Here is a 13,395-nt window from a genome sequence, read left to right as displayed (position 1 = left end):
TGATTAAAAAAAGTAATTTTTCTTAGTTTCTTACATTACAAGTATTTTTATATTATTTTATAAAAAATTATGAAATTTTTTTATATTGTGATAAAATATAATGAATATAAATAAAAAAATAAAACTTTTTAAGAAAGGCAAAAATGGAAAAGGAAAAAGTTGTAGTCGGAATGAGTGGTGGAATCGACAGCTCTGTTGCGGCATTTTTATTAAAACAGCAAGGATATGAAGTAATTGGCGTAACTTTAAAGCATTTACCTGATGAACTTTCAGAAAATCCAGGAAAAACTTGTTGTTCACTGGACGATATTAACGATGCGAGATACACTTGCTATAAACTTGGAATTTCCCACTATGTGATTAATGTTACAAAAGAATTTCAAAGTGAAGTGATGGACTATTTTATAAAAATGTATAATGCTGGTAAAACTCCGTCGCCGTGCATAATTTGCGATGAAAAGGTAAAAATAAAAAAAATTGTGGAATTTGCCGATAAAATGGGAATAAAATATATTTCAACTGGACATTATTCTAAAAAAAGTTTGAACGGACTGCTTTTGTGGGATAAAAACAATAGAAAAGATCAGTCATATATGCTTTATCGACTCAACAAAGATGTTGTAAAAAGATTTTTGTTTCCACTCTCAGAATATGAAAAATCACAAGTTCGTGAAATTGCAAGGCAAAATGGGATTCACACTCACGATAAACCTGACAGCCAAGGGATTTGTTTTGCACCAAACGGTTATATTCCTTATTTAAAAAAAGTTTTGGGAAATGAAATCAAAGAAGGAAATTTTGTGGATAAAAACGGAAAAATAATTGGAAAACATATCGGTTACCAATTTTACACAGTTGGACAACGAAGAGGACTAGGACTTAATTTGGGAAAAGCGTTTTTTGTTGTGGAAATAAGACCTTCTACAAATGAAGTTGTCGTCGGAGATTTTGAAGAAATCCTAATTGATAAAGTTGAAGTTATAAATTACAAATTTCATTGTGAAATAAAAAAAATTCTTTGCAGAGAACTTACTGCAAGACCAAGATTTTCGTCTAAAGGATTAAGTGGAAAACTATATTTTGAAAACAGGAAATTATATTTTAAATTTAACGAAAAGACGCATGAAAATTCACAAGGACAACATATCGTGTTTTATTTGAAAGATGAGTTGATAGGTGGCGGAGAAATAAAGAACTTTGAAAAATAAGTTTTTTATTAAAAAAAAACTAATTCAAAAAAATTATGATGTTGTAAAATAAACAATATATTTTTTATTAAAAAAATTTTTTAAAATAAACTAAAGAAAAAAATAAATTAAAATAAATAAAGCAAAGAAAGAAGGTATAAAATGTTTTTTCCAATGTGCATTAATTTAGAAAACAAAAAGATTTTAGTAATTGGCGCTGGAAAAGTTGCTGCTAGAAAAATTAAAAAAATTGCTGATTATGGCACGGATATTACGGTTTTGTCAAAAGAAATAAAAAAAAGCGAAATTTTGGAAATTAAAAATATAAAGTTTGAAAAAAAGACTTTGGAAAATAATCAAAATGAAATTGAAAAAATTGTGAAAAATTATTTTTTGGTAATAGTTGCGACTAACGATGAGAATTTGAACGAAAAAATTGCAGTAATTTGTGATAAAAACAATATTTTAGTGAACAATGTTTCTTCAAAAACTACGATGAATGCAATGTTTACAGGAATCGTAAAAAATGATGAGTTTCAGATTTCAATTTCTACAAATGGAAAAAACTGTAAGCGAAGTCGAGCAATGAAAGAAGAAATTAAAAAAATTTTGAATAAAATTGAAAATTAAAAAAATTTAGAAAATAAAAAATGGAGAAAAAAGATGTTTAAAAGACACAGAAAATTGAGAAAAAACGAAATGATTAGAAATCTTGTAAAAGATATATATTTGGAAAAATCTGATTTGATTTATCCAATTTTTATTGAAGAAGGGGAAAATATCAAAAGTGAAATTCCGTCAATGCCAGGAATTTTCAGATATTCGATAGATAGACTTTCAGAAGAGTTAGATGAGCTTGTAAAATTGGGAATAAATTCCATTTTGCTCTTTGGAATCCCAAAACATAAAGACGAATGTGCGACACAGGCTTACAACGAAAACGGTGTCATTCAAAATGCGATAAAATTTATCAAAAAAAATTATGACAATTTTTTAGTAATTTGTGATGTTTGTTGCTGCGAGTACACAAGTCATGGACATTGCGGGATTTTGGATAAAGATGGATATGTGAAAAATGATGAAACGATAGAAGTCATTGGGGAAATTGCACTATCTTATGCAAAAGCTGGAGCGGACATTGTAGCGCCATCAGATATGATGGATGGAAGAATTGAAAAGATTAAAGAAGTCTTGGAGCAAAATCATTTTGAAAATATACCGATAATGGCTTATTCTGTCAAATATTCTTCAGCATTTTATGGGCCTTTTAGAGATGCAGCTGATTCAGCACCGCAATTTGGTGACAGAAAATCATATCAGATGGATTTTAGAAGAAATAAAGATATAACTAGTGAAGTCTATGAAGATTTAAAACAGGGAGCGGACATCGTTATTGTAAAACCAGCACTTGCTTACCTCGATGTGCTAAAAAAAGTAAGTGACTCTTTTGAAGTGCCAACTATTGCATACAGCGTTTCTGGAGAATATTCGATGACAAAAGCTGCAGCACAAAATGGCTGGATAGATGAAGAAAAAGTCGTAATGGAACAGATGTTTGCGATGAAAAGAGCGGGTGCAAGTTCGATAATAACTTATTACGCAAAAGAAGTAGCTAAAAATCTAAAACAATAAATTCTTTTATTTTTTTAAATACAGATAAAAATTTTATTCCTTTTTATAATGAAAATATGTTATAATACTTTTAAAATTCATAAATTTTTAAATATAAAGAAAGTGGGAAAATTATGAAAATAATTATAGTTGGAGCTGGTGTTGTAGGAGAATCTCTTTGCAGTGAATTATCTGAAGTGGGAAACGATGTCATATTAGTTGAAAGAGAAGAGGGAAGACTAAACAAATTGGTGGAAACAAACGATGTAACAGGTGTTATAGGAAATGGAGCTTCATATGAGACGCTTCTTGAAGCTGGAACTGATACGGCAGACATTTTTATTGCAACAACGCCAACAGATGAATTAAACATAATGGCTTGTATTATTGCAAAAAAAATGGGAGCAAAATATACAATTGCAAGGGTGAGAAATCCTGAATACGGTTCAAATTTGAGTTTTGTCAGAGATGACTTGGGAATTTCATTAATTGTTAATCCAGAAATGGAATCGGCTAAAAATATAGCAAATAAATTATTTTTTCCAAATGCTTTAAGTGTAGAAAGCTTTTTTTGGCAAAGAGCAAATATGATTTCGTTAAAAATTGAAGAAAACAGTTTTTTAAAAGATATGCATTTAAAAGACTTGGAAGTCAAACAAAGTGAAAAAGTTATAATTTGTATTGTTGAAAGAGAAGACGAGGTCTTTATTCCATCTGGAGACTTTAAAATTTTAAAAGATGATGTAATTTATGTCATGGGTCCAACAGAAGCTGTCAGAAAATTTTATAAAAAAATGGGCTATAAACGATATGTAAATTCTTCGATGATTATCGGTGGAGGAACGATTTCCCATTATTTGATAAATATTCTTTTGAAGGAAAAAAAACAGGTGAAAGTCATTGACAACGATATGGAAAAATTGGAGCATCTAAGCCAAGCGTATCCAAATGTCTGTGCAATTTATGGAGATGAAACAGACCATGAATTTCTAATAGATGAAGGAATAAAAAAATTTGATTCTGTTGTAATATTAAGTGAAAGCGACGAAGAAAATATGGTTTTATCAATGTTTGCAAGATCACTCACAAATTCAAAAATAGTTACAAAAATAGACAGAACTCTGCTTCTTCCAATTATTGAAGATTATGGAGTCAGATCGACTGTAATTCCAAAAAAAGTAATTGCTGATATTATAATAAGAGTTGTCAGAGCTAGAATTAACACAAGGGGTTCAAAAATGAAAACTCTTCACAGATTGTGTCAAAATAAAGTGGAACTTATTATTTTTGAAATAAAAAAAGAAAGTCATACAGTCGGAATTCCACTAAAAGATTTAAAATTAAAGACAAATGTAATAATTGCAAGTATTTTTAGAAATGACAATTTAATTTTCCCAGGTGGAAATGATACGATAGAAATTGGAGACTATGTGATTATCATAACGACGACTCCAATTGATGATTTCGAAGGAATTGTCTTAAAATAAATACTTAATAAAAAATTAATTACAAGGAGCAAGGAAATGAACAAAAAAATGATAAGTTTTGTAATTGGAAAAATTTTGATATTGGAAGCTGGATTAATGCTTTTGCCACTAATTATAAGTTTTTTGTATAAAGAGGATATTTTGCATAAAATGTCATACGGAATAGTTATTTTACTACTTTTAGCAGTTGGCTTTCTGATGTCGATAAAAGTTCCAGCAGATAAAAATATTCAAGGAAGAGAAGGTTTTGTAATCGTCTCCTTATCTTGGATTTTTATGTCAGCTTTCGGAGCGCTTCCATTTGTAATTTCAAAGGAAATTCCGTCATTTGTTGATGCTTTTTTTGAGGTAGTCAGCGGATTTACAACAACGGGTTCAAGCATAATTCCAGATCTAACTAAAATCAGCCACTCAAATTTATTTTGGCGAAGTTTTACTCACTTTGTAGGAGGAATGGGAGTGTTAGTTTTAGCACTTGCAATTTTGCCAAAATATTCTCCAACTTCTGTATATGTAATGAAAGCTGAAGTTCCAGGACCAACATTTGGTAAAATAGTTTCAAAATTGTCATCTACCGCAAGAGTGTTATACAAAATATACACAGTTATGACAATAGTTTTAATAATTTTACTTCTATTTGGAGGTTTAAACTTATTTGAAGCAAGTTTACTAGCATTTGGAACAGCGGGAACAGGTGGTTTTGGTGTAAGAAATGGAAGCATTCTACCGTACCATAGCGCTTACATTGATGTCGTGCTGTCAATTGGAATGTTAGTTTTTGGAGTGAACTTCAATGTCTATTATTTCATTTTAATTGGAAAAGTAAAAGAAGCGCTAAATAACGAAGAACTAAAATATTATTTACTAATTGTATTTATTTCAATTGCATTAATAGTTGCAAATATTTCAAAATCATATAGTTCAATATTACATTGTATAAGAGATGTACTGTTTTCCGTATCTTCCGTGATGACAACAACAGGTTATTCAACGGCAGATTTCGGAAAATGGCCACTTTTCTCGCAAGTAATTTTGCTAATTTTAATGTTTTTTGGTGCATGTGCTGGTTCTACTGCAGGTGGGCTAAAAATTTCCAGAGTAATTTTAATGATAAAAATACATTTTGCAGAAATAAGACAAATGATAAGTCCGAATCGTGTTATTTCAATCTCTTACGAAGACAAACCAGTAAGTTTGAAGATGCAAAAGAGTATAGCAGTGTATTTTGTAGTTTATGCAATAGTTTTTATGGCCATGCTTCTACTGATTTCATTTTCTACAGATGACTTTTTAACAGCATTTAGTGCAGTTGCTGCAACTTTTAACAACATAGGTCCAGGACTTGGAAAAGTGGGTCCTGCATACAGCTTTGCCAACTTAAATGATTTTTCTAAAGTTGTATTAAGTTTCGCAATGTTAGCTGGAAGATTAGAAATTTTTCCAATGCTAATACTATTTTCACCACTAACTTGGAAATTAAAATAAGAAAATATTTATAAACTAAAGATTTTAGGAGAAAATTTGAAAAAATTATTTATCACTCTTGCATTTTTTTTGTAAATATGCTAATATTAAGATAAGAAATAAAAAAATATGGAGGAAAAAGAGAAAGATGGCAAAAGCTAAATTCGAGAGAAGTAAACCACACGTAAACATAGGAACAATTGGTCACGTTGACCACGGAAAAACTACTTTGACAGCAGCAATTTCAAAAGTGTTGTCTGATAAAGGACTTGCAGAAAAAGTTGATTTTGAAAATATCGACCAAGCTCCTGAAGAAAGAGAAAGAGGAATTACAATTAACACTGCTCATATTGAGTATGAAACAGCAAAAAGACACTACGCACACGTAGACTGTCCAGGACATGCGGATTATGTAAAAAATATGATTACAGGAGCAGCTCAGATGGATGGAGCAATCCTAGTAGTATCAGCAGCTGATGGACCAATGCCTCAAACAAGAGAACATATCCTATTGGCAAGACAGGTTGGAGTACCTTACATTGTAGTATTCTTAAACAAAGTTGATATGGTAGACGACGAAGAATTACTAGAATTGGTAGAAATGGAAGTAAGAGAATTATTAAACGAATACGGATTCCCAGGAGATGACGTACCAATAATAGCTGGATCAGCATTAGGAGCATTAAATGGGGAAGCAAAATGGGTAGAAAAAATAATGGAATTAATGGATGCGGTAGATACATATATTCCGACACCAGAAAGACCAATTGACCAACCATTCCTTATGCCGATTGAAGATGTGTTCACAATTACAGGAAGAGGAACAGTAGTAACAGGAAGAGTAGAAAGAGGAGTAGTAAAAGTTGGGGAAGAAGTAGAAATCGTAGGAATCAAGCCAACTTCAAAAACTACAGTAACAGGAGTAGAAATGTTCAGAAAATTATTGGATTCAGGACAAGCTGGAGATAATATAGGAGCATTGTTAAGAGGAACTAAGAAGGAAGAAGTGGAAAGAGGACAAGTACTTGCAAAAGGAACAATCACTCCACATACAGGATTCAAGTCAGAAGTATACGTACTTACAAAAGATGAAGGAGGAAGACATACTCCATTCTTCACAGGATACAAACCACAATTCTATTTCAGAACAACTGACATTACAGGAGAAGTAAACTTGCCAGAAGGTGTAGAAATGGTAATGCTGGAGATAACATTGAAATGACAGTGGAATTGATTCACCCGATTGCAATGGAAGAAGGATTAAGATTTGCGATAAGAGAAGGTGGAAGAACAGTAGCTTCAGGAGTTGTTGCAACTATTACTAAATAATTGATTTATTAAAGTCATCATAGTCAATAATAAAAAAGAGAAAGAGCTAGATATTATCTAGTTCTTTTTTATTGATTAGAAAATTGAAATTTTTATAAAACTAGGATTTTCATAATTTATTACAATTTTTTTGTTTTTAAGGTATAATATTAACGAAAGGAGACTATAAAAATAACTATTCTATGAAAGAATTTTAAAAAAATAAGGTGATAAAAATGAAAAAAAAATTTTTTAATGTGATAATTATATTATTCTTAACAGTTTCTTCACTAATCTTTTCAAAAAATTTGATATATAGCGATACAAATGAAATGACAGGAAGTTATACCAATGAACTAAAATTAAGAATGAGTAAAATTGAAAAAAATGTTATTTCAAAATATAAAGATGTGAGTGGGAATGACTATAACTTTAGAAGAGCAGCTCAAGAAATTTATGATTATTGGGATAAAGAATTAAATATTATTTATAATAAATTGATGGAAAAATTAAATCCTAAAGCAAAAGAACGTTTGATTCAATCACAAAAAGACTGGATAGAATACAGAGATGATGACGGAACTTTCAGATATTGTATAGAAAATGAAGAAGGTGGGACACTTGGAATTAATCGTGCAATTTCAGCAAAAATAAGAACCGTGAAAGAACGAACTTTAAATTTAGCTTATATATATGATAATTTAAATGATTAAAACTTATTAATAAAATATGATTAAAAAATCTTATTTTGGGGGAATTAGAGAGTGTAAATTTTTTTATATGTATATAGCAAAGAATTCCTACATTATTGAATTTATATATATTTAAAAAAATCTAGACACTCTCTGAATAATTTTTCTTTTTTCTATTAATTTCTACAGACTATTTTAGTTTTTTTATCGGATACCGAATGATTGTTTTCATTTTACTCACATCAACTTTTCTAGGATCGCTCAAATATATTTCATGATGAGGTGTTTTTTCTGTTATATTAAAAATATAACCTTTTTTTCTAGCATATTCCTCCATTGATGAAATAGTTTTAGGCTCATCATCATAGGAACCTATGTGTACACATTGTACGCAAATTCCTTCTTTATAAGTAAAAAACTCAACTTTGGAAAAATCTTTTTTCTTTTTGTCAGTTGCTACTTTTATAGCCCATTCAAAATCTTCTTTTTTAATAAAATCAGGCAATCTTATTAAGGAAATCCAGCTTAACTTTTCTTTTTCCAATTTACTATTTTCCTGTTCTTTTTCCGAACACCACAATCCTTCAAGCGGTGGAACAACATAATTAAAAAATCCTTCGATTTTATAATCACTTTTATAACTCATTTTAATGTGTAAGCGATAGCATATATTAATTCAAGTGCTTTCTTGTATTCTCCATTTTCTTCATTTGGATTGCCTTTCCCTCTGATGGAAAGAAAATTCATTTCAGGAATTTCTACTATAACAGGTTTTTTCCCAGAATTGTAAAATTGTTTTTCTTCTTTTTTAAAATCAAATGTCATAATTAATCATTCTCCTTTGTTCTAAATTTTTTTTATTACTTAATAAACATTTATGAATATTATTAATGCAATATTCATAGTTTTAAATTTTTTCAAAACTATTTGTTTTTTTAATATTTTTTTAAATAAGATTCCAAGAACTATTTTACTGCGATATAAATATTAATTTCCATATTTTTAGGATCGTCTCCAGCTATATATTCTTCAAAATCATAAGTATAAGTTCTTTCTAATTTTTCTCCCTGTTCTCCAAAATTCTTCCAAAAATTAATCCAGAAATTAGTAACTTTTGTCTGTGGATTTCCAAAAAGAGAAAATTTTGCGTATTTTCCGCTTGGAATGAATATTTTTGTCAATTTTTCATTAATATTTTTACTTTCCTTTTTCACTTCACAACCCACAAGATTTCTATATTCAAAACCATTTTTATTAGTGTAATCGAAATAAATTGCCATTGTATTTTTATTTACTCTGTCTTTTATATTTTTTATTTCTCCTCCATTTTCGTAGCAAAACTCATTCCACATTTTTCCAATTTTTTTTGATGTATTTTTGTCATTTCTCATTCTTTCAGATAATCCAACCACTGTTTTTTCTTTAATTTCCACTATTTCGTATTTCATTTTAATCGATCTCCTTTGTACTTTTTATTTTTTAAAAGTTTCCAATTTATAAAAAAACTTTTTAATTTTAAATAATAATAATAATAATAATATTTATATTTTGAAAATTAATCATTTTTTTTAGAAGTGTAAAATAATATATAAAGACCTAAAATACAGACTACAAGTCCAATAATTGCGGGTATAAAAATAGATTTTCCTACTTCTCCCGCAAAAATAACACTTCCAAACATTTTACTTATGGCAATTAACACTAAAACTGCAATTCCTAATTTTAAATTTCTTTTCCACAGTGCTTTCGACAATCCCCATAAAGAAATGAAGACTATAAAAATTCCTATTAATTTTGTATAAAAAGGACTATTTAAAAGAAATTTTTGTTCTAAATTTAAAAATTCATTTACTTGTGTGCTAACACTCGTTGGTTTGGGAAACCAAAACATACTCGTCAAAAGAAAAAAGATTGTCATAAAAATGCCCGTTAATTTTCTTTTGTATGAAAAATAACAAAAAGGTATTAGAAATAAAGGCCTTATATACCAGCTTAAAATATTATGATGCCGTTCAAATGTCCAATTTAAAAAAGATTTATTAAAAAAAAGTAAACATATAAATAAAATTGTTAATAAAATAAAAACTAAATTTCCCAGTTTATCAATATTATTTATTTTGTTTTTAGTCATTTTTGCCCTCCTGTATTCTTTAATATTTTTCTTTCATTCAGTACCAATGCTACAAAAGATTTTTCCTATTCTGCAAATTTTTCTAAAATCATAATTACAATTTTTTTACTGATTTTTTTCAAATAAATTTATTTTCAAATTTATTATAGCAAAAAAAATATGACAACAGTATGTCATATTAAAAATTTAATTTTTATAATTTTCTCTCATTTTTTCAACTTTCTTTGCCAAAATTTCTCTGATTCTTGCAGGTTTCAAAACTTTTAAGTGTTCTCCAAAAGATAGTAAATATCCGTATAACCATTCATTTTCAAAAATTTCTATAGTTATTTCAAAATTTCCATTTTCTTTTTTTGCGATATTTTCTTCAAAAAATTCGTCGTATACACGGTAAGCTTGAGATTTATCAACTTCAATCACTATTTTTGTGCCTTTTCCATTCACATTATTTTGATTTTTCAAATCTTCCTTTTTGAGTTCTCTTTCAAAATGTTCACAAGTCAATTCCAAATTTTTTATTCTAGCTATTTTAAACTGCCTAATATCTTTTTTCTTACGACAATATGCAAAAAGATACCACGCTTTTTCTTTAAACCACAATTTTAGCGGTTCTACCGTTCTTTTGGACTTTTTTCCTTTTGTATTAAAATAGAGAAATTTTATAACTTTTTTTTCAAGTATTGAATTTTTAATTTTTTCAAACAAAATACTATCATTTTCACCGTATCTTGAAAAATCAACTTCGATCCAGTCATCAGCCTTTCTATTAAAAATGGAGTTTAATTTTGTTAAAGTGATGTTATTTTTAGAATATTGGACTGCATTTAAGCTCTGCAGAGCAAATAAAATCTCATTTTGTTCATTCTGAGATAAAAAGGATTTATCTATCGTAAAATTTTTTATAAGTCCAATTCCTCCATATCTTCCTTTTTCCGAATAAACTGGAATTTGTGCTAATGTCAAAGTTTCAATATCTCTGTATATCGTTCTTTTGGACACTTCAAAATGACATGCTAGTTTTTCTGCTGTCACTTTCTTTTCCGTCAATAAAATTTGTACAATTTCAAAAAGTCTGGCTAATTTTATATTCATAATTTATCCTTTTTTTTTAATATTTTTTAGCTTAATAATATTTTAACAATTATACTCTATTTTTATAAAAAAGTAAAAAAATTTCTAATAAGATCTTGCCAATTTTGAATTATGAGGAGAAAAAAATGAAAAAGTTATTAGGTTTACTAGCAATGATATTGGTAATATCGTCATTATCTTTAGCGGAAAATGATCAAGATATTTTAAAGAACATTTCGTTAGATTCTAAATGGAGTCAGACTTATTATGATAAAGACGGGAATGACGCAAATAGACTTGGAAATGAAGGATTTAAGAAAAAAAATAAAGAAAGATTCAGATGGACTGAAGAAGTGGAAGGAACTTTGGGTCTTAACAACGAATGGGGATTAGATGCAAATTTCCATTATCGTGAACACAATGACAGATTTTATGAAGATGGGAAAAGAACACAAGCTAAAGGAGCAGAAAAATTTTCAGTTATAGAATTTGCTAAAGCAGCTCAATGGGGTTCTCTTGACACAACTACAAAATTAGGATGGAGAAACTGGACTTATCGTGAAAATGGTGGGGTTGGTTCTCAACATACAGTTGGACAGTCAAATGAATTTTACTTTGGACCTACATTTAATCTAAAAATATTTGGACAAAATGTAACAACAACAGCTGAAGCGGTATATTTTAATCAAAGAGGTACCGCTAATCAAGACTCTAGATATTACACAGTCCGAGATAAGAATGGTGAAATTAGAAAAACAGATGGATTAGGAGCAAATTTAATCTTCAATATTGGAAACACTATTTTTGATAATGGATTTGGAAAAGCGGATTACTATGTCAATTTGGCTCATTATTTGAGAGATGGAAAAGCTAAGGATACCAAAGATTCAGTTGGCTTAGCATATTTGACAGGGATAGGATATCAAACTCCTAGTTTTGCAGGATTCTATGCTGGGTTAAATGTTGAAAATGAATTTAAAAAGAGAACAGCTAAAAGTGGATTTACAAATGAATTTTCAGTTTGGACTCACTTAGGTTACAAAGCTGATATTGATACACCAGTTGGAGTAATTACAATTAATCCAAGAATTGGTTATAGACCAGTAGATAAAAATTATAAAAAAGGAAATGCTTGGAAATATGACTATTATAACTCTGACAGTAAAAGAAAAATCGAAGAAGAAAATGAGTTAAATTTTGGATTAAAAGTGGGATTAGCAGTTAAATAATAAAAAAGAAATATAAACTATTTGCATTTGAAATTTTAAATGCAAATAGTTTTTTTATAAAGAAAATTTGAAAAAGGCTTTACAAAAAGATTTAGTTATGGTAAAATAACATTAAATTACTAGATTAAATTAAAATTTTAGGTTTTTAGGAGGAACTAGAGTATGAAAAAATTATTAGGATTATTAGCATTTATGTTAGCAACTGTATCTTTTGCACAAACTGATCAGGATATTGTAAAAAATGCTTATTTTGATCAAGATTTTAGAGTAAAGTACAATGACCAATATGGAGATAAAGCTAACCACATTGGAAATGGAGGATTCAAGAAAAAAAATATAAAAGGAGTAAAATCGAGAACTGAAGTTGGAACAACTTTAGGGTTAAATGATGAAGCTGGGTTAAATGCTAGCCTTTTATACAAACACGAAGTATTTGGAGAATTTGAAAATGGTAAAAGAAATCATTTTCTACAAGCATCTGATTTAGTAGATGGAAATTTATCTAAAGATATTAAATGGGGAGATTTAGACACAACTACTAAATTAGGAGTTAGACACTGGACAAATAAAGAGGGTAAAAGACATACAAAAACAAATGGAGAATCAAATGAAATCTACTTTGGACCAACTTTCGGAATGAATGTATTAGGACAAAATATCAAAACAACTTTAGAAGCCGTTTATTTTGGACAAAGACAAAGTGGTAACCAAGATAACAGATACTATAGAAATGGAAATGATGGCGCTAGAAATGGTTGGGGAGCTAACTTATCATTAGGAACTGATGGTAAACTTTTGGATAATAACTTTGGAACAATCAGTTACGATGTAACATTAGATCACTTTTTAAGAGATGCTAGTGGAAAAAATAATAAATCAAATGTTAGACTTGACTATACAGTGGGAGTAGCTTATGATACACCTTCATTTGCTGGATTCTATGCATTTGTTAGACCTGAAAATGAATGGTCTAAACATACTGCAACTGATGGATATGAAAATGAATTCACAGTATGGACTGGATTTGGATACAAAAAAGAATTCGATACTTCAGTTGGAACAATCACTGTTAACCCTAGTGTACGATATTCACCAGTTAACAAATTAACTGACAAAGGTGAATACTGGAATAACGGTAGTGAAAAGAAAACTACAGTTGAAAATAATGAGTTAAGAGCTGGAGTTAAAGTAAGTTTAGATGTTAAATAATTAAAA

13 protein-coding genes and 1 pseudogene are annotated in these 13,395 nt (G+C 29.0%); 9 read left to right on the top strand and 5 right to left on the bottom strand.

Going from position 1 to position 13,395, the window contains the following annotated elements; translation table 11 throughout:
* The first annotated feature begins 143 nt into the window (after positions 1 to 143).
* From mnmA to AB8B22_RS07890, 7 genes and pseudogenes are all read left to right on the top strand, one after another.
* Positions 144 to 1,208 carry a tRNA 2-thiouridine(34) synthase MnmA gene (gene mnmA, locus AB8B22_RS07920; protein ID WP_369710706.1) on the top strand — a complete coding sequence of 355 codons (1,065 nt, stop codon included), beginning with the start codon at positions 144 to 146 and terminating at the stop codon, positions 1,206 to 1,208.
* A gap of 141 nt (positions 1,209 to 1,349) precedes the next feature.
* On the top strand, positions 1,350 to 1,817 hold the full coding sequence (locus tag AB8B22_RS07915) for a precorrin-2 dehydrogenase/sirohydrochlorin ferrochelatase family protein (protein ID WP_369710705.1): 468 nt from the start codon (positions 1,350 to 1,352) through the stop codon (positions 1,815 to 1,817).
* A gap of 33 nt (positions 1,818 to 1,850) precedes the next feature.
* Positions 1,851 to 2,819: a porphobilinogen synthase gene (hemB, locus tag AB8B22_RS07910; protein WP_369710704.1), complete on the top strand. Its 969-nt coding sequence runs from the start codon at positions 1,851 to 1,853 to the stop codon at positions 2,817 to 2,819.
* 113 nt (positions 2,820 to 2,932) lie between these two features.
* Complete coding sequence (gene trkA, locus AB8B22_RS07905) at positions 2,933 to 4,285, top strand: Trk system potassium transporter TrkA (protein ID WP_369710703.1); 1,353 nt, start codon at positions 2,933 to 2,935, stop codon at positions 4,283 to 4,285.
* 36 nt (positions 4,286 to 4,321) lie between these two features.
* The gene (locus AB8B22_RS07900) at positions 4,322 to 5,770 is read left to right on the top strand and encodes a TrkH family potassium uptake protein (RefSeq protein ID WP_369710702.1); all 1,449 of its coding nucleotides are present in this window, start codon (positions 4,322 to 4,324) and stop codon (positions 5,768 to 5,770) included.
* A gap of 127 nt (positions 5,771 to 5,897) precedes the next feature.
* A pseudogene (gene tuf, locus AB8B22_RS07895) lies at positions 5,898 to 7,078 on the top strand (elongation factor Tu).
* Between the two features lie 215 nt (positions 7,079 to 7,293).
* Positions 7,294 to 7,770 carry a lysozyme inhibitor LprI family protein gene (locus AB8B22_RS07890; RefSeq protein ID WP_094079943.1) on the top strand — a complete coding sequence of 159 codons (477 nt, stop codon included), beginning with the start codon at positions 7,294 to 7,296 and terminating at the stop codon, positions 7,768 to 7,770.
* Between the two features lie 169 nt (positions 7,771 to 7,939).
* Here the strand turns inward: AB8B22_RS07890 and AB8B22_RS07885 are convergent, their stop codons facing one another.
* From AB8B22_RS07885 to AB8B22_RS07865, 5 genes are all read right to left on the bottom strand, one after another.
* Positions 7,940 to 8,395 (bottom strand): GyrI-like domain-containing protein, encoded by a 456-nt coding sequence (locus tag AB8B22_RS07885; RefSeq protein ID WP_369710701.1) that lies wholly within the window; start codon positions 8,393 to 8,395, stop codon positions 7,940 to 7,942.
* Positions 8,392 to 8,574, bottom strand: a complete 183-nt coding sequence (locus AB8B22_RS07880) for a hypothetical protein (RefSeq protein WP_369710700.1) — start codon at positions 8,572 to 8,574, stop codon at positions 8,392 to 8,394. Before AB8B22_RS07880 ends, AB8B22_RS07885 begins: the two co-directional genes overlap by 4 nt.
* 140 nt (positions 8,575 to 8,714) lie before the next feature.
* On the bottom strand, positions 8,715 to 9,197 hold the full coding sequence (locus tag AB8B22_RS07875; protein ID WP_369710699.1) for a GyrI-like domain-containing protein: 483 nt from the start codon (positions 9,195 to 9,197) through the stop codon (positions 8,715 to 8,717).
* A gap of 107 nt (positions 9,198 to 9,304) precedes the next feature.
* A complete protein-coding gene (locus AB8B22_RS07870) occupies positions 9,305 to 9,880 on the bottom strand; it encodes a hypothetical protein (RefSeq protein ID WP_369710698.1) in 576 nt (191 codons plus the stop codon).
* Between the two features lie 186 nt (positions 9,881 to 10,066).
* Positions 10,067 to 10,972, bottom strand: coding sequence for a helix-turn-helix transcriptional regulator (locus AB8B22_RS07865; RefSeq protein WP_369710697.1), 906 nt, complete (start codon positions 10,970 to 10,972; stop codon positions 10,067 to 10,069).
* A 125-nt stretch (positions 10,973 to 11,097) separates the two neighbouring features.
* On the opposite strand from AB8B22_RS07865, the gene AB8B22_RS07860 reads away from it, so the two are divergent.
* Both AB8B22_RS07860 and AB8B22_RS07855 read left to right on the top strand, forming a co-directional pair.
* Positions 11,098 to 12,180 carry a succinate dehydrogenase/fumarate reductase iron-sulfur subunit gene (locus tag AB8B22_RS07860; RefSeq protein ID WP_369710696.1) on the top strand — a complete coding sequence of 361 codons (1,083 nt, stop codon included), beginning with the start codon at positions 11,098 to 11,100 and terminating at the stop codon, positions 12,178 to 12,180.
* A gap of 162 nt (positions 12,181 to 12,342) precedes the next feature.
* A complete protein-coding gene (locus AB8B22_RS07855) occupies positions 12,343 to 13,389 on the top strand; it encodes a succinate dehydrogenase/fumarate reductase iron-sulfur subunit (protein ID WP_369710695.1) in 1,047 nt (348 codons plus the stop codon).
* The last annotated feature ends 6 nt before the right edge of the window (positions 13,390 to 13,395 follow it).

The sequence above is a fragment of the Leptotrichia rugosa genome (genome assembly GCF_041200005.1).
GTDB lineage: Bacteria > Fusobacteriota > Fusobacteriia > Fusobacteriales > Leptotrichiaceae > Leptotrichia > Leptotrichia rugosa.
This window is presented reverse-complemented; position numbering and strand designations above follow the sequence as displayed.